The 19,527-nt window shown below is 63.2% G+C and carries 21 protein-coding genes and 1 pseudogene; 4 read left to right on the top strand and 18 right to left on the bottom strand.

The genetic code is table 11. The features are described from left to right. Positions 1-53: 53 nt before the first annotated feature. Positions 54-419 carry a RidA family protein gene (locus tag DIE16_RS33880; protein WP_124646712.1) on the top strand — a complete coding sequence of 122 codons (366 nt, stop codon included), beginning with the start codon at positions 54-56 and terminating at the stop codon, positions 417-419. Continuing rightward, positions 416-1,651: an MFS transporter gene (locus DIE16_RS33875; protein WP_124646713.1), complete on the top strand. Its 1,236-nt coding sequence runs from the start codon at positions 416-418 to the stop codon at positions 1,649-1,651. Before DIE16_RS33880 ends, DIE16_RS33875 begins: the two co-directional genes overlap by 4 nt. Positions 1,652-1,769: 118 nt before the next feature. On the opposite strand, the gene DIE16_RS33870 is transcribed toward DIE16_RS33875, so the two are convergent. From DIE16_RS33870 to DIE16_RS33815, 12 genes are all read right to left on the bottom strand, one after another. Further along, positions 1,770-2,396: a tyrosine-type recombinase/integrase gene (locus DIE16_RS33870; protein ID WP_124646714.1), complete on the bottom strand. Its 627-nt coding sequence runs from the start codon at positions 2,394-2,396 to the stop codon at positions 1,770-1,772. 148 nt (positions 2,397-2,544) lie between these two features. After that, a complete protein-coding gene (locus tag DIE16_RS33865) occupies positions 2,545-3,015 on the bottom strand; it encodes a hypothetical protein (RefSeq protein WP_124646715.1) in 471 nt (156 codons plus the stop codon). Positions 3,016-3,173: 158 nt separating this feature from the next. Continuing rightward, positions 3,174-4,106: an amidohydrolase gene (locus tag DIE16_RS33860; RefSeq protein ID WP_124646716.1), complete on the bottom strand. Its 933-nt coding sequence runs from the start codon at positions 4,104-4,106 to the stop codon at positions 3,174-3,176. A gap of 2 nt (positions 4,107-4,108) precedes the next feature. Next, the gene (locus DIE16_RS33855; RefSeq protein WP_124571982.1) at positions 4,109-5,431 is read right to left on the bottom strand and encodes an MFS transporter; all 1,323 of its coding nucleotides are present in this window, start codon (positions 5,429-5,431) and stop codon (positions 4,109-4,111) included. A gap of 11 nt (positions 5,432-5,442) precedes the next feature. Further along, positions 5,443-6,681 carry an MFS transporter gene (locus DIE16_RS33850; RefSeq protein WP_124894248.1) on the bottom strand — a complete coding sequence of 413 codons (1,239 nt, stop codon included), beginning with the start codon at positions 6,679-6,681 and terminating at the stop codon, positions 5,443-5,445. Beyond that, on the bottom strand, positions 6,678-7,958 hold the full coding sequence (locus tag DIE16_RS33845; protein ID WP_124646717.1) for an MFS transporter: 1,281 nt from the start codon (positions 7,956-7,958) through the stop codon (positions 6,678-6,680). The genes DIE16_RS33850 and DIE16_RS33845 overlap by 4 nt, the downstream gene beginning before the upstream one ends. Continuing rightward, positions 7,955-9,001 carry an amidohydrolase gene (locus tag DIE16_RS33840; RefSeq protein WP_124646718.1) on the bottom strand — a complete coding sequence of 349 codons (1,047 nt, stop codon included), beginning with the start codon at positions 8,999-9,001 and terminating at the stop codon, positions 7,955-7,957. Before DIE16_RS33840 ends, DIE16_RS33845 begins: the two co-directional genes overlap by 4 nt. A 10-nt stretch (positions 9,002-9,011) precedes the next feature. Then, the gene (locus DIE16_RS33835; RefSeq protein WP_059482873.1) at positions 9,012-10,163 is read right to left on the bottom strand and encodes a porin; all 1,152 of its coding nucleotides are present in this window, start codon (positions 10,161-10,163) and stop codon (positions 9,012-9,014) included. Between the two features lie 46 nt (positions 10,164-10,209). Continuing rightward, the gene (locus DIE16_RS33830; protein ID WP_124646719.1) at positions 10,210-11,589 is read right to left on the bottom strand and encodes an MFS transporter; all 1,380 of its coding nucleotides are present in this window, start codon (positions 11,587-11,589) and stop codon (positions 10,210-10,212) included. Between the two features lie 86 nt (positions 11,590-11,675). Continuing rightward, complete coding sequence (locus DIE16_RS33825; RefSeq protein ID WP_124646720.1) at positions 11,676-12,605, bottom strand: SMP-30/gluconolactonase/LRE family protein; 930 nt, start codon at positions 12,603-12,605, stop codon at positions 11,676-11,678. A gap of 21 nt (positions 12,606-12,626) precedes the next feature. Then, the gene (locus DIE16_RS33820) at positions 12,627-13,574 is read right to left on the bottom strand and encodes a hydroxyacid dehydrogenase (protein WP_124646721.1); all 948 of its coding nucleotides are present in this window, start codon (positions 13,572-13,574) and stop codon (positions 12,627-12,629) included. Further along, the gene (locus DIE16_RS33815) at positions 13,574-14,272 is read right to left on the bottom strand and encodes an RraA family protein (protein ID WP_124571975.1); all 699 of its coding nucleotides are present in this window, start codon (positions 14,270-14,272) and stop codon (positions 13,574-13,576) included. Before DIE16_RS33815 ends, DIE16_RS33820 begins: the two co-directional genes overlap by 1 nt. A gap of 166 nt (positions 14,273-14,438) precedes the next feature. Here DIE16_RS33815 and DIE16_RS33810 point away from each other — a divergent pair, with 166 nt between their 5' ends. Continuing rightward, the gene (locus DIE16_RS33810) at positions 14,439-15,149 is read left to right on the top strand and encodes an IclR family transcriptional regulator (protein WP_124571974.1); all 711 of its coding nucleotides are present in this window, start codon (positions 14,439-14,441) and stop codon (positions 15,147-15,149) included. Between the two features lie 387 nt (positions 15,150-15,536). Here the strand turns inward: DIE16_RS33810 and DIE16_RS37595 are convergent, their stop codons facing one another. The 5 genes from DIE16_RS37595 to DIE16_RS33785 all read right to left on the bottom strand — a co-directional run bounded on the left by DIE16_RS37595 (position 15,537) and on the right by DIE16_RS33785 (position 17,638). Further along, complete coding sequence (locus DIE16_RS37595) at positions 15,537-15,938, bottom strand: DUF6283 family protein (RefSeq protein WP_124646722.1); 402 nt, start codon at positions 15,936-15,938, stop codon at positions 15,537-15,539. Between the two features lie 568 nt (positions 15,939-16,506). Beyond that, entirely contained in the window at positions 16,507-16,770 is a 264-nt protein-coding gene (locus tag DIE16_RS33800; protein ID WP_260426329.1) for a hypothetical protein, read from the bottom strand. A gap of 10 nt (positions 16,771-16,780) precedes the next feature. Further along, positions 16,781-16,960: a hypothetical protein gene (locus tag DIE16_RS33795; RefSeq protein ID WP_124646723.1), complete on the bottom strand. Its 180-nt coding sequence runs from the start codon at positions 16,958-16,960 to the stop codon at positions 16,781-16,783. A gap of 37 nt (positions 16,961-16,997) precedes the next feature. Next, complete coding sequence (locus tag DIE16_RS33790) at positions 16,998-17,396, bottom strand: PIN domain-containing protein (RefSeq protein ID WP_124646724.1); 399 nt, start codon at positions 17,394-17,396, stop codon at positions 16,998-17,000. Next, positions 17,393-17,638, bottom strand: a complete 246-nt coding sequence (locus DIE16_RS33785; protein WP_124646725.1) for an AbrB/MazE/SpoVT family DNA-binding domain-containing protein — start codon at positions 17,636-17,638, stop codon at positions 17,393-17,395. The genes DIE16_RS33790 and DIE16_RS33785 overlap by 4 nt, the downstream gene beginning before the upstream one ends. Before the next feature lie 136 nt (positions 17,639-17,774). On the opposite strand from DIE16_RS33785, the pseudogene tnpA reads away from it, so the two are divergent. Next, positions 17,775-18,175: pseudogene (gene tnpA / locus DIE16_RS33780) on the top strand (IS66-like element accessory protein TnpA). A gap of 111 nt (positions 18,176-18,286) precedes the next feature. On the opposite strand, the gene DIE16_RS33775 reads toward tnpA, so the two are convergent. After that, on the bottom strand, positions 18,287-19,366 hold the full coding sequence (locus tag DIE16_RS33775) for a DUF3732 domain-containing protein (RefSeq protein ID WP_124894247.1): 1,080 nt from the start codon (positions 19,364-19,366) through the stop codon (positions 18,287-18,289). Positions 19,367-19,527: the final 161 nt, after the last annotated feature.

Below are 19,527 nucleotides of genomic sequence, written 5' to 3'. Positions count from 1 at the left end.
TAACTACTACCCAAGTAGTTGTTCGTAAACCACGCCCTCAAAGGACGGTCCCCATGCGTCAACTTATCAGCACAGGCTCCTCGTGGGAGCCCAAAGTCGGTTACTCACGGGCAGTGATCGTGAACGATGCGATCTACATTTCAGGTACGGCCGGCAAAGGTCCGGATGTCTACACGCAGACCCGGGATGCACTTGCCACTGTCGAGAAAGTGCTCATCGACAATGGTTTTCAGTTGCAGGATGTGGTCCAGAGCCGTTTGGTCGTCGCGGACTTCGAACACTGGGAAGACGCTGCACGCGCGCACGGCGAGGTCTATGGCGACATTCGGCCGGCTTTTTCGCTCGTGCATGCGCTGCCGTTCGTTGATGACGCGATCCTCGCAGAGGTCGAGGCCATTGCCGTCAGGGCCGACAAGTGAAGGCCGGGGCTGAGCAGAACGCGCGGCTGTCGGGCCGCGCGGTAGCGGTGCTTTCGATCGCGGCTGGCGGTGCCATCGCGAACAACTACGCCATACAACCGGCGCTGTCTTTCATCGCCGCCGATTTTGGGGTGCCCGTCGCACCGATTACGGCTGTGGCGTCCGGCGCAATGATCGGCTATCTGCTCGGCCTGGTACTGCTGGTTCCGCTAGTGGACAAGCTGAGTCCGCGCACCTTGATTCCGGCGCAGATGTTCGCGCTTGCATGTGCCTTGGTGCTTGCGGCCTGGGCGCCATGCCCGAACGCGCTCATTGCTTGCTTCGTTCTCGTCGGCGCCACCACGACGGTTGCTGCGCAAAGCAGTGCCGTGGTTGGCAAATGCGCCGATCCACAAAGTCGAGCACGGCGCATGGGGACGATCTCTGCTGGCATATCCGCGGGGATACTGCTGAGTCGATTCGTGGGTGGGGTGCTGGCGCAGAGGTATGGATGGCGAGGCGCACTGTTGGCGTTCGCCGCCTTCGTGACCGTTTCAGCCCTTTGCGTTATTCCGTTACTGCCTGCGGAACGTCCACTCGGGCGCATCGGATACTTTTCAACGTTGCGTTCCATGCCGCCCTTGATACGGGCATCGCGACCGTTACGTTTGCGCATCTACGCCGGGATGTTGTGGTTTTTTGCTTTCAATTTGATCTGGGTCGGCCTTGCGGTGCGCCTCGCCGCGCCGCCGTATAACCTAGATGCGGCGACCATCGGACTTTACAGCCTCGCTGGACTCCTAGGTCTCGTCGTGACGCGTGTCGCGGGACGTTTGGCCGACCGGTTCGGCAGCCGCGCCGTGGTAGTTTGCGGCCTCACTCTCGCGGCGTTTTCCGCGTGTGCACTGACTTTCGCACTCGGCCACCCAGCCGCGACTGCGGCCGCGCTGGCCGTATTCGATGCCGGTTGTTTCGCCGCACAAGTCGCCAATCAGGCCAGCGTCGTTGCTATCCAACCAACGCGCGCAGGCGCATTGAACTCGGCTTATCTGACTTCCTACTACGGCGCAGGCGCGATTGGTACGGCCGTGGCAGGTATGGTCGCAATCAGAGCTGGCTGGGAAGTGCTCGCGCTGTTGGCGACGATCACAACGGCGACCGCGGGCGTTATTTGCGCCCTCGACATTACCCGCGACCCGGTCGGAACTCGCAGAGGCCTTCAACTCCATAACACGGATACTGAGCAGATTTGATGATGAGGCATTGAACGGCGGCTTCTTGTTCATGAACCGCCTCTTGACCGTCCGTACAAACGATCTGATGGATGTCGCTTAATGGCCGGCAAGCGACCGCTCGCCGGCCGCGATGCCATCAAACCTCCGTCTGCTCCGCCATCTCAAGGGCATCGTCGACCTCGATGCCGAGATAGCGTACCGTGCTTTCCAGCTTCGTGTGTCCGAGCAGCAACTGCACCGCCCGAAGGTTCTTCGTCCGCCGGTAGATCAGCGAAGCTTTTGTGCGGCGCATCGTATGGGTTCCGTATGCAGTATCGTCAAGGCCAATCGATGCAACCCAACGATGTACCAGCCGGGCATATTGCCGCGTCGATAGATGCGGTGACGTGTGCGACCTGCTCGGGAACAGAAAATCCGCCGCCTTCAGTCCTCGCGCTTCGATCCAAGCTTCGAGGCTCTCACGGGTCTGTTCCGTGATCTCGAATTGCAGCGGCCGCTGGGTCTTCTGCCGCATGATTGTCGCTCTGGACGCCACGTGGCTTCCGTGGCGGACATCTTGGACAAGCAACCGCGTAAGATCGCACGCTCGAAGCTTGCTATCAATTGCGAGACTAAACATCGCGAGCTCACGACGGTTCGACGCCATTTGAAGTCGCGTCCGAATCGCCCAGATTTCTCGGAGCTTTAACGGCGGCTTCTGCCCGGTGAGCTTACCCTTGTTCCATGGCACACGGTGATGAACGACGACATTCTCGGATTCCATGACAATCTCCTTTCAAGCGAAGGGAGATTGAGTGTGCGCCTTTTCCGGCGGGCGCTATCCGACCCACAAGAGACGCTCGACGTTACCGGAAGCGGACATACACCAAGAACATCAGAGCCCAGTTGGGAGTCGCCGTGCCCACGGTGCTTCACGATGTAGGGCGAATGCGAAGGCCGTTCCAATCCAGACGAAGGAAACCCATCGAGATCGCAGGACCACCCGTCGGGAGAATGCAATATTCCGTACCACCCGGTGCGTAGCCTAACTCCTTCCAGTTCAGCGAGATCAGTTTTCCCCATGAGTGGCGCACGGTGCGCACAGCGCCTCGCACTTTGGTCTCGCTAAGGCCAGACGTATCGGGTTTCGTCAAAAGGTGGTCAACGACTTCGCTTTCAATGAAGATGTGCGGCGAAATGATCTCGACCGCATGTGGGCCTTTCTCGGCAAACCGACCCGTCACCCCAATGACTTTGGCCGAAGTTTCACCTTGGAGGATCACAATTTCCTGCCGTATATCGCCCCATTCCTCGTTCATCCAGTCATAGTCGGCATTGTTCGGCACCGTGATCAGGGCGGCGTCGAAATCGAGCGTGAGCGGTCCGAGAGTGATGGAGTACATGGGGTGCGAGATTTTCACTATAGGAGTTTCTTGGCACGGATTGTCGGCGATTTCGGCGATGCGGTCGAACGGCTCATAATGGCCGAGAGTCGACGGATGCAGTCGGCCCCGGATACCCGACAACACTGCCCCGACGCTTTCGCGACATCCTGCCTGCGCTACGCAAACCCATACACCTTCGCGGGGTTGGCAACGAATATCAGCCGCTGCCAGTCCGGACGCCCGATCCAGCCGGCGATCACATCCAGCATGCTTGCGTCATCCGGCTTGTCCGTCTTCTGCGTCGGGTGCGGCCAGTCGGTGCCCCACAGCATGCGCTCCGGCGCCATGTCGATCAGCGCCTTCGCGACCGGTGCGACGTCGTCGTAGGCAGGCGCCCCCGTCTTGCTGTCGACGTACGGGCCCGACAACGTGATCCACGTATTGCCCTTTTCAACCAGGCGTTGCGCGCTACGAAACGCGGCCGACGACAGCCCGCCGGGCTGCGGCACATGCGCGATATGGTCGATGACGAGCGGACAAGGCAGCACCGCAAGATGACGCTCCAGCTCCGGCAGCCGCGCGCCCTGCACCACCAGCTCGATATGCCATCCGAGGTTCGCGATACGCGCCGCGAGCGGCGCCAGCATGTCGAGCGTCGTCGCGCCCGGATAGCTCAGGTTGAACCGGATCGCACGGATGCCGCCTCGATCGAGCGCCCGAAGTTCGTCGTCGCTCACGGTGCTGTCGACGACGGCCACGCCGCGCGCGGCGTCGCCGAACTGCGCGAGCGCCATCAGCGTGCAGCGGTTGTCCGTCCCGTACGTCGACGGCGTCACGACCACGTTGCGCTTCACACCGACGCGCGTCTGCACGCTCCGGTATTGCGCGACGGTCGCATTCGGCGGTTGCAGCGTCGTGCCTGGCGCGACCGGGAACCGGTCGTCGTAGACGTGCATGTGACAATCGATCGCCCCTTCGGGCAGCCGGAACGCCGGGCGCGCGATGCCGCTCGACCAGGTTTCGTCGGCAGCGGCCGGCCTCGGCAATGCAGCCGAAGCCAGCGTCGCACCGGCGATCCGGAGGAACCCGCGTCTTGCCATCCGCGCCATGATCAGATGGTCCCCGCCTTGCCGACCAGCTTGCCGGACGCATGATTGCGCGTGAGCAGCAGCAGCGTCGCGACGCTCACGAGCGTGAGGATCGCGAGCGGCATCAATGCGAGCGCATAGCTGCCCGTCGCCGCCTTCACCCACCCATACACGTTCACCATCAGCCCGCCGCCGAGCAGGTTCGCGATCGCATTGACCGTCGCGAGCCCGGCCGCCACGGTGCTGTTGGACAGCATGTCGGTCGCGAGCGCCCAGAACGGGCCCTTGAACGAATACGCGCCCACGAGCACCGCGCAGAGCATGCAGATCGTCGGCAGCAGCGATCCGCTGAGCGACGTCGCGAACAGGCCCACGCCGATCAGCAGCATCGGCACGACCGTGTGCCAGCGCCGTTCGCCGACGCGGTCCGAGCGCCGGCCCCAGTAGACCATCAGGACGGAGGCCACCGCGTACGGCACCGAATTCAGCAGGCCGGTCTCCATGACGGTCAAGCCGAACGACTTCAGCAACTGCGGCTGCCACACGGACAGCGTGCTGCCTGCCGCGGACGCACACGTGTCGACGAGCGCGAGGCACAGCACGTAGCGATTGCGGAACAGTTGCGTGAGCGGCAACGACGGCACCTTCTTGTGGGTCTTGTGGCCGGCGGCAAGCGCGCTCGTGAGCCACGCACGCTCATCGTCATCGAGCCACTTCGCGTTTTCCGGCTTATTCGTCAGCATGAACAGGCACGCAATGCCGAGCAGCACGGTCGGAACGCCTTCGAGAATGAACAGCCAGTGCCATCCGCGCAGGCCCCAGAAGCCGTCCATCTGCAACAGCAGCGCGGAGAGCGGCGAGCCGATGAAGCTCGCGGCCGGAATCGCGACCATGAACGTCGCGACGATGCGCCCGCGATACTGCGCGGGAATCCAGTACGACAAATAAAGCAGCACGCCGGGGAAGAAGCCGGCCTCGGCCGCGCCCAGCAGGAAGCGCAGCACGTAGAACGTCGTCGCGTTGTGCACGAGCGCGGTCGCCGCCGACACGATGCCCCACGTGATCATGATCCGGGCGATCCAGATCCGCGCGCCGTATTTCTGCAGCGCGAGGTTGCTCGGCACTTCGCAAAAGAAGTATGAAATGAAGAACAGGCTGCTGCCGAAGCCGAAGACCTTCGCGGACATCCCGAGATCCTCGTTCATCTGCAGCGACGCCATCCCAACGTTGCCCCGGTCGATGAAGGCCAGCAGGTAGCAGATCATCAAAAAGGGAATGAGTCGCCAAACGACCTTTCGTATGGTCCGGCGCTCGATCGCGGACGCTTCCATGAAACCCGTTTGCATGTTGTCTCCGTTTATTGTGCGCCTGAGCGCGAACTTGTGAACCGTTGCCACGCGGTGACTGCAATGACGCCGCACGCGAGCACGGCGGCCATGGCGGCGAAGGTGTGTCGCACGCCGAGCGCCTCGGATGCGCTGCCGACGAGCAGGTAACCGAACGGCATCGTGCCGTTGTAGGCCATGCCGTACATCCCGACGAGCCCGCCGCGCACGTGTTCGGGGCACTGGCGCTGAATGGTCGCGTTCGTCGACGTGGCCGCGAACGTGAGGCTGAAGCCGAGTGCATAGAACGCGGGGATCGATCCCGCCGCATCGGTCGTCGCGGCCAGCACGGCCAGCGCGCCGACTGCCGTCCACGGCGCATACGCGATGAAGCGGCGCGATGCGCGCGGCCCGAACGCCGACGACAGCAGCACCGCCGCGCTCAACGAGCCGGCGCCGGCGCACGCGAAGAACACGCCGGTAAAGCGCGCCGCGTCGTGAAAGCCGTGGTCCGCGAGCAGCGGCACGAGCGTCTGGTAGCTGCCGGCGAACAGGCCGATGCACGCGAGAATCGGCAGATAGCGGGCCGAGAACGCATCGGACAGCACATAGCCGACCGCGTCGCGCAGGCCGCTCTCCGCGCGCGACGGTCGCTCCACCGACGCAGTCCGGATCGACCGCACGCACGTCGCCATGAAGCAGAGCGCGAGCGCATAGATCGCAAACGACGTCCTGGGCCCGAGCGTCGGATAGACGAATCCGGCGATGGTCGGGCCGACCATGCGCCCGACGTTGTAGACCATCGTGTTCATCGCGACCGCGTTGGACGTGTGCGTCGCATCCTGCAGGCTCGTCAGCAGCAGCACCTGCCGCGCCGGCGTTTCCACCGCGCTCGACACGCCGATCGCCAGCGCATGCGCGAGGATCAGCTTCACGCCGAGCAGGCCGAGCAGCGACAGCGTGAAGAGGCTGCTGGTCAGCAGCAGCGACGTCGTCAGCACGCAGAGCGTCACGCGGCGCGCATTGGCCGAGCCGATGCGGGAGCCTGCCACCGGCGCGACGATCAGCTGCGGCCCGTACAGCAGGAAGTTGAGCAGCGCGAGGATCGCCGCCGAGCCGGACAGGTGATAGATCAGCAGATTCAGCGTGACGTTCTGCGTCCAGCTGCCGAGCACCGACGCGACCTGCCCGCTCAGATAGCGCCGCAGCGATGCCTCCGACAGCGCGGGAAACAGCCTGCACACCCACCCCGCTTGCGTCGCCACGTTCATGACAGCGCCTTCCCGCGCGTTTCGGGCGCGAACAGCACGACCACGGCCGCGGCGATGAACGCGACGATCGTCGTCGCGAGTCCGAGCACGAAGCCGCCCGACGTCGACGCCAGCGCACCGATGACCAACGGCGCGATGAAGCCGCCGAGCCGGCCGCCGTTGTACGCGAGGCCCATGAAGAACCCGCGCGATGCCGTGTTGCCGATGATCTCGGCGAGGAACGGGCCGGCACCCGCGAAGATGCCGTTCACGCTGAAGCCGGTCAGAAAGATAGCGCTCATCAGCAGCATCGGATTCGCCGACACGATGTACACGCCGACGGCCATCGCCCCGACCAGCAGGTACGCCAGGAACATCGGCCGCCGGCCGATCCGGTCGACCCATGCGGAGAACAGCAGAAACCCGGTGATCGCGCCGAACTGCAGTGCGAGCACGAACTTCAGGCTATGCACGAAGTCGAGGTGCTTCACCGTGACGAGGAACGTCGGCGTCCACGTGAATACGCCCCAGTACAGGTACTGCAGAAAGAAGATGAAGCAGAAGGCGGTGAGCAGGCCGCGCACGTTCAGCTTCTCGTGCCCTGCCGTGCCGGGCTTGCGGGCTTGCGACTTCGCGTGCCGGCGTTCGAGCCAGATCGGCGATTCCGGCGTCTTGCGCGCGACCCAGAACAGAATGAAGAACGGCGATGCACCGATCAGGAACAGCAGACGCCAGCTGTCGCCGCCCAATCCGCCATGCGCGGCACTGACGATGCCCGAGATCGCGATCGCGAGAATCGCGCCGATCGGCAAGCCCATCTGCATCAGCGCGCCGCCCTTGCCGCGCCGGCTCGGGTGCCAGGTTTCCGCGATGAGCGCCGCGCCGGCGGTCCAGGTCCCGCCCATGCCGAGCGCGCCGCAAAAGCGCAACGCGGCAAACCCGTGCGCGTCGGGCGCAAATGCGATCAGGCCGGAGAACAGCGAGTAGATGCCGACGCAGAGCAGCGCGGTGCGCACGCGCCCGATCCGGTCCGACACGAAGCCGAACAGAATGCCGCCGATGATCTGTCCGGCCGCCGTGACGCTTGTGAAAATGCCGAGCTGCGCCTTGCTCAGCCCGAACTGCAGCGCGAGCGTCGGCAGCAGCAGCGAAAGCAGGAACGAGTCGTAGCTCTCGAACGTCCAGCCGAGCCCTGCGAGCGACAGCGAACGCCACTCGATACCGGTCATCCGCGTGGACCCTTTTTTCGCGGCTGCGGACTCCAGGTCCTGCGTCGCCACGGTTGCACTCGTCTTCATGGGTTGTCTCCGGGAATCGCGACGCGGTACGTCGATGCGGCCGTCCGGCTGAACAGCGCGGCCTTTTCGTCGGCCGACATCGCGGACGCGAGTCGTTTGAAGGCGTTCCACAGCACGCGATAGCTGAACATCCCCTTGTCGACGGGGAAATTGCTTTCGAACATGCAGCGATCGACGCCAAAGCATTCGACGCAGGTGTCGAAATACGGCTGCCACGCCGCCGCCAGTTCCTGCGACGACGGCGGCAGGTCGCGCGCGGCGAAGTCGAAACCGAATACGGTCATGCCCGCGCCGCCGAGCTTCATGCGCGTGTTCGGCAGCGCGGCGAGACGCGCGAGTTGCCGTTTCCATTGCGCATGCACTTCCGCGCGTCGACCGGCATGCGGGCCCACGCCGAGCGGACCGCCGAAATGGTCGATGACGATGGTGACGCCCTCGCATGCGCGCGCGAGTTCGTACAGGTCGTCGAGCTGCGTGTGATAGACCCACGCATCGAGCGACAGCCCGTAGCGGCCGAGCGCCGCCACGCCCTGCCGGAAAGCCGGATCCGAAATCCGGTCGCGCGGCGGCGTCACCGGGCTCGATCGCACGTCGGGACTCGCATGCCACGCGAGCGGATTGCGGATCCCGCGCAATCGCCCGCCGGACACCTGCAGCATCGTGTCGAGCACCGCATCGAGCTCCGCGCCGAGCGACAGATCGGCGCCGCCGACGATGGCCTCGCAGCACCGCGCGGAACCGTATGCGCCGCTGTCGAACATCGCGGCGACGCCGCTCGCGAATTCCACTTCGCCAACCGGCTTGAACGCGTCCGGCCCGCTTGCACGCAACATCGAGCGGCACTGCACGTAGACCGTCGACACGACCCGATGCCCGCTGCGCACGTCCGCGCCGAACTCGTCCGCGAGATAGCGCCCGGCCTGGCGGTCCCACAGGTGGTGATGGGCGTCGACGATCGCAAGCTCGGGTTCGAGCACCGGCTCGTCGCGCAATGCGAGCCACTCGGGCCTGACGGGCAGATGGGGTGCGTGAACGGTCTGCATCGCACTCGCCTTAGAACTTCTGGCGCATGCCGATCACCACGCCCGTCTGGTTGTGATCGGGTGCGACCGTGCCATAGCCGTTCACGCCAAGCGCGGAGCCGCCCTTGTTGCGCGCGAAACCCGCCGTCGCGTAGATATCGGTGCGCTTCGACAGCAGATAGTCCGCACAGAGCACGGCGAGCCACGGGTCCGCACTCGTCGAATGCACGTCCTGGTAATAGGCCGTTGCCGTGACCACGAACGCCGGCGACACCGCGTATTGCGCGCCGGCCCAGTACAGGTTCGCCGCGCTGGCTTCGGAGCCGTTCGCGATACGGATCGGGTTTGCCGGCAGGAACGCGTTAGACGCGTGAAGATAGCGATAACCGGCGAACCCCTTCACCGGTCCGATCGCATACGACGCGGCGGCCGTGGCGCGCCGCTCGGTGCCCGTGTTGGTCGCGACGGTGTTGCTGTTGCGCTGCTCGTACGACACGCTCGCGGCGAACGGTCCTTGCGCGAAAGTCAGCGCCCCGCTGAAGAAGCGGCCGGTGAGTTGCGCGCCCGGCACCTCGGCGCCGTACCCGGTGTCGTAGCGGGTGCTATACATCGCCTGCGCCGTCAGCGGACCGAACACGCCGGTGTACTTCGCTGAATTGTCGATACGCGCGGCCGCCGCGTAGTCGAGCGACAGCACCGAGTATCGCGACGACGCGCCCATCGGGTCGAACGCCACGGCCTGTTCGTAGAAGAGCGAGTTCTGGCGGCCGAAGGTCAGCTGCTGACCTCGGTACGACAGCCCGACCCACGCCTGCCGGCCGAAAATTCGCGACGTCGTGGCGGCGTTCGAGCCGAGGCCCTTCGTCGACTGCGCAGTCGTGCCGTCATTGATGTTGAAGCCGCTTTCCAGCTGGAAAATGGCCTTCATGCCGCCGCCGAGATCCTCGACGCCCTTCAGTCCCCAGCGCGAACCGGACAGATTGCCCGACGCTTCGCGCGTCTGCCCGCCGCCGGTACTCGTATTGTTGATGTGTTCGATGCCGACGTCGGCAATGCCGTACAGCGTGACGCTGCTTTGCGCATGCGCGGCACCGCACCCCAAGGTCGCGCTCGCGACGGTGACGGCGCCGAGCACGAGGCGGGATTTCGGGCGGGCATTCTGGCTGGCCTGATTCAACAACATGGAGTCTCCAAACTGTTTTTTGTGGGTTGATCCGAGGAAGGAAAATTCACGGCTGGCGGGCTGCGCGCGCTTCGCCGGCGCCCGAGCCCGGATCGCCGAGCCATGCGATGGTCAGCGCGCCGAGCAGCAGCACACCCGACACGGCGATGAGCGGCGCGGTGAAGCCGCCGGAAAATTGCTTGAGCGCGCCGATCATCGACGGCCCGACGAAGCCGCCGAGATTGCCGACCGACACGATCAGCGCTAGGCCGCCGGCGGCGGCGCGTCCGGTGAGGAATCCTGACGGGATGGCCCAGTAAGTCGCCTGGAACGCGAGGATCCCGCTCACCGTGACGCACAGTGCGATCAGCTTGAAAACCGGCGCATGAATGAAGGCGCTCGCACACAACGCGACGGCCGCGACGGCAAGCGCACCGGCAACATACGGAATGCGGTTGGCCGCACGATTGGCGAGACGCGCCCACCAGAGCATCACGCCGGCGCCGATTGCATACGGAATGGCGGTCAGCCAGCCGACCATCGCGTGTTCGACGCCGAACTGCTTGATGATCTGCGGCATCCACAAGCCGACGCCGAGCGAGCCGACGATCCCGCAGAAGTTGATGAACGCGAGCACGAACACGCGCCAGTTCGTCATCGCGTCGCGCAGCTTGCTGCCGTGCTTCGCGCCGATATCGCGCTGTTCGAACGCGAGGCGCTTCGCGAGCGACGCCTTCTCTTCGTCACTGAGCCATGCGGCTTTCTCGGGACGGTCGGCCAGCACGAACAGGCACGCGATGCCGAGCAGCACCGCCGGTACGCCTTCGATCAGCAGCAGCCACTGCCAGCTGCGCAGCCCATGCAGGCCGCCGAATTCGAGCAGCGCACCGGAAATCGGCGAGCCGATCATGTTCGCGACGGGAATGCCGACGAGGAACGCGGCCGTCACCTTCGCGCGCCACTTGCCGGGAAACCAGTGCGTGAAATACAGATAGATGCCGGGTGTAAACCCCGCCTCGGCGAGCCCGAGCAGAAAGCGCGCAGCCGCGAAGCTCTTCGGTCCGACGACGAACGCTGTCGCCATCGAGAACAGGCCCCACGTGATCATGATTCTCGCGATCCACACGCGCGCCCCGACCCTCTGCATGATCAGGTTGCTCGGAATCTCGAACAGGAAGTAGCCGATGAAGAACAGGCCGGCACCGACACCGAACTGCTCGGCCGTGAGGCCGAGATCCTTGTTCATCGTGAGCGCGGCAAAACCGACGTTGGTCCTGTCGAGATAACTGATCACGTAGCAGACGAAGATGAACGGAAGAATGCGCCGGAACGCCTTGGCGAGCGTGCGCTCGCTGGCCGCGTAATCGTCGCCGGCCAGGCGCTCCGCGGATGGCGCGTCGGCGCGCGGTGCGTCATCGCCGGCATGCAGCGCGTGCGAAATGGTCATGCTTGTCTCCTTCGTCGCGCGGCTGGCGGCGCGATCTTTCGGCATACGGGCGGCAAGCCGGCGAGCGGCTTCCCGGTTCGTGGGTCTCAGTCCTTCCTCGCTGCCTGTTTCGGCAGCGGGCCGGCAATGGCCATGTCCGCTGTCAGGACGGAACCGGACGTCGATTCGGTGATGAAAAGCGTCTTCATGTCCGGGCCGCCGAAGCACACGCTGGTGAGCGATGCCCCTTTCGGTCCGGTCAGGATCTCGACGGGCTCCGCGTAGTGGTTGAGCACCCATACGCGGCCGAGCCCCGGATTCGCGACGAACAGGCGCCCTTCGAGATCGACGGTGAGACCGTCGGGGCCGCTCGGGCCGTATGACGTAAAGAACTGGCTGACCTTGCTGACCGCCCCGTCGGCCTGCAGCGGCATGCGCCAGACGGAATTGCCGCGCGTCATTGCGACGAACAGCACTTTCTCGTCGCGCGACAGAACGAGCCCGTTCGGGCTCGGGCAGGTGCCGAGCAGCATGTCGAGCTTGCCGTCGGGCGACAGCCGATACACGCGGCCGGTCGGATCGTGCAGCCCGGTCTGCCCCTGGTCGGTGAAATAGATGTTGCCGGCCGAGTCGAACGTCAGGTCGTTCACGCCCTTGAAGCGCTCGGTGTTGCGGCGCTCGAGATAGGGGCGAACTTCACCGCGCGCGGTATCGAGCAGCATCAGGCCGTTCCGGTAGTCGGTAATGATCAGGTGCGATGCGTCGAAGCGCTTCATCCCGTTGGGCTCGCCGTCGTATTCGACGACGAGCTCCCAGTCGCCCGACGACGAAATGCGGAAAATGCGCCCATGCGGAATGTCGGTGACGAACAGATAGCCGTCCGGATCCCAGACCGGCCCTTCGAGAAAGGAATCCGTGACCATTCCGCCGCGGTTCGCGCGCGCCCATTCCGTGCGGACGTCCGGCTTGCGAAACTTCTCCGGCATGCGCGTGAACACTTCGGCTTCGCGCACGTCGGGACTCGTCAGATAAAACATGCGTACCTCGATGTTCAGGGTTCAAGCCGCGCTGTGCGCGCGTTCGTCCAGCGCCGCGAGGATGTTGGCGGCCGCGCCCTTCCCCATGTTCACGTACGCGGCATCGCTCACGCCGCCGATATGCGGTGACAGAATCGCGTTGGGGATCTGCTGGAACGGGTGCGGCGCCGTCATCGGTTCCACGTCGAAGCTGTCGAGACCGGCCGCGTGCAAGTGGCCGCTCGCCAGCGCGTCGGCAAGCGAGGCTTCGTCGATCAGGCCGCCGCGTGCGGTATTGACGAGAATCGCGCCGCGCTTGAAACGCGCGAGCGTGTCGCGGTTGAGCATCCGGCGGTTGTCGGCCGTCAACGGGCAATGCAGCGACACGACGTCCGACTCCGCGTACAGCGTGTCGAGCGGCACCAGCTTCACACCGGCGGGCGCTTCCTTCGCGAACGGATCGAACGCGAGCACCTTCATGCCGAACGCCGCGCCGATCGCGGCCACGCGCCGGCCGATCGCGCCGAGTCCGACGAGGCCCAGCGTGCGCCCGTCGAGTTCGACGGACTTGTGCGTCGACTTGTCCCAATGACCTTCGCGCATGCGGATATCGAGCTGCGGAACCGACTTCGCACACGCGAGCAGCAGCGCCCATGCGTGCTCGGCTACGGCGGCCGCATTCGCGCCGACCGCGGCGCGCACCGCGATGCCGCGTGCGGCGGCAGCGTCCTGATCGATCACGTCGATGCCGCTGCCGTGCTTCGAAATCACCTGCAGGTTTTCGGCCGCGTCCATGATGCGGGCGTTGATCTTGCCGTACCGGACGATGATCGCGACCGGCTTGTGCCGAGTGCAGAGCGCGACGATGTCGTCCTCGGTCGGTTGCTTGCCGGCGAACACGACGTCGAACTGCGCAAGCATGTCGAGCGCTTGCGGTGCAAGGTCGGCGGCGGTCACGAGGACCACGGGCTTGTGCGAAGCGGTCTGCATCACAGTGCCTCGCCTTCGGCCAGCATGCCGGCTGCGCGCAGTTCCTTCTCGATCCAGCCCGGACGAAGGTCGCCCTTGTGGATCGCCGCGATACGCGCGGTTTCGAAGTCGAGCTTTTTCTGCGCGAGATCGACGATGCGCGCGACGTCGGCACGCGGAATGACGACGACGCCGTCGGTGTCCCCGACCACCAGGTCGCCCGGATTGACCGTCGTGCCGCCCAGCGAGATCGGCGCATTCACGCGGCCCGCGATGCTTTTCGTCGGGCCGCACGGATTGAGGCCGGCCGAGAAGATCGGATAGTCGCCGTTGGCGAGTTCGTGCGCGTCGCGCACCGCGCCGTCGATGATGATGCCGGCGATGCCGCTCGCCTTCGCCTGCGCCGCCATGATTTCGCCGAGCAGCGCGCACGAGATGTCGCCCTTGCCGTCGACCACGATCACGTCGCCCGGCTTCGCGACGGCGAGCGCCGCATGGATCGCGAGGTTGTCGCCCGCGCGGACTTCGACCGTGACCGCGGGGCCGGCGACCTTCATCTTCGGCGACAACGGCCGCACGCGGCCATGCACCGTGCCGCGGCGGCCGGCGACGTCGGCCAGGATCGCGGCTTGATAGCGCGCGGCGGCCTGAACGAGCTCGGGCGACACGCGCTCGATGTCGCGATTGATCGGGGAAGTGCTGACGGATGGCTTGCTCATGATTCGACCTCAGGTTGATCGTTGTACTCTGTACAACACTGGTGTACATGGTGAAATCACTATAGCCAGATGACGCGCGCCGTGACACTGGCGTTTACCCTTTTACGTGGTAAACCTTCGTTTTACCCTGTACAATGCCTTGGCAAATGTCGATGGGAGACGAGCAATGGGAAATGAAGGGGTCGTTGCCGTGGAAAAGGCGCTTTCGCTGCTGGACTGCTTCAAGCCCGGCGCCGAATCGCAGTCGCTCGCGATGCTGTCGCAGGCATCCGGCATGCATAAGACGACGGTCTATCGCCTGATGAACTCACTGGAGCGAATGGGCTATGTCGTGCGCGCTCAGTCCGGCAACTATTCGCTTGGGCATCGCGTGCTGTACCTGGGCAAGCTGTACGAGCAGTCGTTCCATCTGTCCGCGGTGGTTGAACCGGCGCTGCATGCGCTCGCCGCGCTGACGAAAGAAAGCGCATCGTACTACGTGCACGACAACGGGCAGCGGCTTTGCCTGTTTCGGGCCGAGCCGTCCGAAGGTCTACGTGAAACGCGGCTTGCGGGGACGATACTGCCGCTCGATGACACGGCCATCAGCCAGGTGATCCGTTTCTGGGGGCTCGGCGAGCCGATCTATGACGCGCCGCCTGCACTGCCCCTCTTCACCGCGGGTGCGCGCGACGTGCACACGGCAGCGTTCGCGGTGCCTGTGTTCGGCGCCGGCGACAAGTTCATGGCGGCGCTGACGCTTTCCGGTCCTGCGTCTCGCCTCAGCGTCGCGCACGAGTCGGGCGAGCTGGATCGGCCGCAGTTGGACGCGGCCGCCGATCTATCCCGGAAGCTGGGCGCGAGTGTCGCGCTCTGCGAGAACATCTACGGCACCTGATCGCCGCTTTGACAAAGGCAGGATTCAGGTCGACGAGCCGTTCGTCGCCCGGCTGCGGACGCCTTCGTACAACGCCACGCCAAACGGAGGAGTTCTGCCTGCTTAAAATTTAACTGCCCAACCGTTCACGGAAACGGGTCAACCTCAGATTCCACCGCCCCCCACGGAACACCCCAGATATCACGATTCATTTAACTTTGAATCGCACCTGCGCTACGAGCCAATGCCCGAAAGGCTTTCCGTTCCGCCCCCTTAAAACGAAACTCACGTCAGCTCGCCCGGACACTAAATAGACACTAAAAAGCGGGAGTATCGAAGCCGCACCTAGATGTCGGGGAGTGAGGCGATCCCGCGAGGCAGCCATGCTGAGTATCGGCTGACCTCGGATCACCCGGCTTTGTCTACCGCCCCATCTCCTTTGACCTCGTCTTCGAAATTCGACGTCTCCCGCAACTTGTCCAGCACTTCCCGATAGCTATCATGCAGTTCCGGCCAGTCCACACCAGGCTCCAGTGCCGCTGGATCAAGCCGACCAGAAGTCACTGCAAGACGCACGGCGGGATGACGGTGTCCGACTTTAGCCAACCATCCGGTACATGCGAACTCCTCCCCTTGCCGGGATTGATGACACGCAAACATACTGGCTCCAAAATCCGGACCCATGCCCCGGTGATCAGGGCATGTATCAGCCAGCTTTTCGGCTAGGTCGAGATCGAAGTTTGGAATATCTGCCGCCCCCGCGGCACGACGCCACGGACACGATGCACAAGGTTTGCCTGGTGTTTTCATAATTCAAATCTTGCTCTTTCCCCCAGCGGGCACTGACTCCGGAAATCCAACCTCTTGCAGCCAGAAATGCCGGCGGGGCCATACCGCGACACCGTTACGCTCTCGGACCACACGGAAAGCAGCGTGAGCGAGTCTATGTACACCACCATAAGCGCACATCTGCATCGGCAGTAGGCTTGCCTCACTCGACACACGGCCCCTTCGAAGCCGCGTCTTGCCACGCGGCTTCCACGGCCCAATCCCCAGCGCAGGCATGGCCAAGTATTGTTCCAGTGGCTTCGTCATAAACGATCGCACCATCGACGACGTACGCCGACGCCGCGCGTGGGCACTTCACCCGAACCAATCCGCGAGCCTGCGCTTCCGCCACGTGGCCCGGTCGGCTACGGTCGTTCGACATGTCTTTTCCTAGTTTCGCGCACGCGAAAATCACCTCTCGCCCTCCTATCGCACTGTGCCATTCTTGCAGTGTCCACACCACATGCCTTTGCTCGCATTGCACAATGCAGGGCGGCCACAATACGGGCAACGGATCGAGAGTGATCCTAAGTACATAGCATTTCCTCGCTCAAAACCGGATCGTGTCAACCGGCACGTCAATCTCATGGCGCATCAGGACTGCGTCACGGAAGGCACGCCATTCCTCTGTGCCAGCCGCCTCGTGTGTGCAATGCAGGCACTGGTCCGCGCCGGCCAACTGCTCGGTTATGGTCCGATGTACGTCTACGCCAAAACGCTTGCTGAATCGCCCGACACATGATCCATCGTGCCCCGTCACCCACACGGTATCGCCGGCCGTCGAGACGTCGATGCTGTAAAGCTGTTCCATCATTTCCGTTTCCTTAGGCCAGTTCGTACTTGTCGAGCAGTTCGAGTTTTCGCATCTCTTTGCGACGTCGCTCTTGTCGCGCCTCCTCGGTCGGAATGATGTCGCGCTTTGCCGCCAGCGTCGCGTCGTAGCGTTCGATTTCCACCACGAGCGTCAGGAGTTCCCTAAGTTCCGCTTTGGCTCTTGTGAACATATCATTTCCTTTTTCAGTGGATCGGCCGGCGCCACGATTACTTGATCACCTGCATCCCTGCAACCTTGGAGGCCATCACATCGAAAGTAGCCGTGTACTCGCACTCCGCTACATGCCCAGAACGCTCGATCAGGCAGTCAGCGAAATCCGCCTTTGCGGATGCCGCGAAAACTCGAAGTGCCCTTCGTACCGTGTCAGCACTTTCGATAATCAGTTCTTTGGTGCCAATCATCGAGTCGATGATGTCCTTTATCTGCTCTCGTTCGACGCCGTAGCAGCGCCCGAGTACCCACACGACCTCGACCAATGCAACCTGCGAAACGTACCCCGGCCTCTCGGCCGACAGGGACTCCATCAGCAGCGTCGCCTTCTTCGACTGAACCTCGTCGTCTTGCGCGAAGTAGCGGACCAGCACGTTTGTATCCAGTCCGATCATCGCGCCGACGCCCCCTGCTCAGCGATGGCCCGATTCATGTCATCAATCGACACCGGTTTCGCAGGCTTCTTCACAACGCCCTTGAGCGCCACGAGCGAGCGCGTTGCCGGATAGACCTCATACCGGCCTGTCGCCTCGTTGAAGCTGAATTCGATCCGGTCACCGGCCTCCAAGCCAAGTTGATTTCTCACGTCTACCGGGATTGTGACCTGACCCTTTGAAGTGATAGTTGCCGCAGTCATAACGATACCCCCTTATTCCTTACTTTATGGTAAGGTGGATCGAAAAGCAAGGGGCACTACGGACGCATCGCACCGCCACGAGAACATCGAGTTCCAACGACACAATCCCGAGCAAATTGTCCGGACTATCCGCCGAATACATCCCACTCGATCGTCGATCCGTCTGTCGGTCTCTTATGGAGACGGGGTTCACCCGATCGAATTTCGACGGCATCTCGCCAGGCTGGCCAGTGAGCCGGGGTATCGGTGGCGCGCCTGGCGATGGAGCATGGGGTGAATCCGAACCTGGTGTTCAAATGGCGTCGAGCGTTGCGTGCCGGCGAATACGATCCGGTGGATTTGCTGCCCGTAACGGTGGAAGCACCGGCGCAAGAGATGGAACCGCCGACCCCGGCCTCAGTTGTCAGTGCCGGACCAGCGGGCGCCATTGACATCAGCGTAGGCAACACCCGCGTGCGCATCGAAGGCTCGCCCCAGGAAGCTACGCTGTTGCTGGTGCTCCGCATGTTGTGCGGCGCGTCGGGACCGACAGCATGATCGGGCTTCATCTGCTGCTGGAGCCCGCCATCAAGGAGAGCACCGATTTCGAGAAAGTCGTCAATCGCCTTCTCGGTCTCACATGGCGTTGCCTCCGCGGCGACGAGCGCGTCAATCTCGGCGTGCCCCGACATCGGGGTCCTCGGCATCAAGCCAGGTCAGCGGTACAAGCTTTTCGCCGTAGCGCCACTCGCGCACAAAATGGACACCATCTCGCCCCTCCCAGAATTGGTGCCCCGCGTGGTCGAGCACAATGATCTGCAGGTGCTCCCTGAACTTAGACGCAGCCAACCCAAAAATAGCGAAAAATCGCTTTACCGCGTCCGAATCCTCGTCCGGCACCTGATAGTCCTCTTCGATACTGTTATCCGAGAGACGTCGGGGGAAGTACACCTGGCTCGGTTGGTCGAAGACGAGCAAGCCTGGAACAGGTGAATGCTCTTCCCGAGCGAACAGCCAGTGGAGTGCCAAGAGCGCCGACACATGGTAAGTTAGCCAATTTGCACCACTTCCGAGCTGCCAAAGATAGTCAAAACCACCATTCTCATTGCTGACTTTGACCGTCAACTCCTTGATGTCGAGAAACAGTTCCGCGGACTCGTCTTCTGCGTCGAGTCGACGCGCAAGCCCTTCCATCGACCGCTTGAGACGCAACTGAATTTTCGCGAGTCGTTCCTCGTAGGAATGGCCCGCCAATTCTCCTTCCAAGACTCCGATGCGGGCCAGAATCCGGTCGAGCTCTTCGCGCGTAGCGTTGTTTTCCTTACCCTTGTAGACCACGAGTGCTTGTTCGAGCGCTCCGATGAATCGGGCCGCCTGCGTAGCCAACAGCTTCTGCTGTCTCGCATGCCGATTCCGGGCCTCGATGCCTTTCCTCTTCGCGGCGACAGCGCCGAGCTCGTCAACTAGCTTCCGCAAATCCTCATCCAACTTGACCCAATCTCGGTCGTACACTGAGGGAGCTCGAGAAACCCGTCGCGCATCTGACTCAACGACGACCAGTGCATCGACGAGCGTGTCGACTTTTTCAGCATGGCTATCGAGTGATTGACTGCACACCGGACAGGTCGCATCGACAGTATTCGTGATATGCGAGTGAAGCCACCTCGAAAGACCAAGACGCTCCTGTCGTTTCTCAAGAGACAGTTCGAATTGATTGACCGTCGCACGAAGGTCAGAAAGTCGGCTCATACGGTGCCGAATCTCAGCCACCTGAGCAGCCAGGGTCGCCTCCCGTTCCGTAAGCTGGCCATACTCGTCTGCAGCGTCCGATATTGTAGTGGTCTAATGAATCCGGACACTGATTTAGGCGAGAATGGTCGCCATGAAGAGGTGTCTGATGAGCAAGCAAC

This window comes from Burkholderia sp. Bp9090 (assembly GCF_003857985.1).
Taxonomy (GTDB): Bacteria; Pseudomonadota; Gammaproteobacteria; order Burkholderiales; family Burkholderiaceae; genus Burkholderia.
This window is presented reverse-complemented; position numbering and strand designations above follow the sequence as displayed.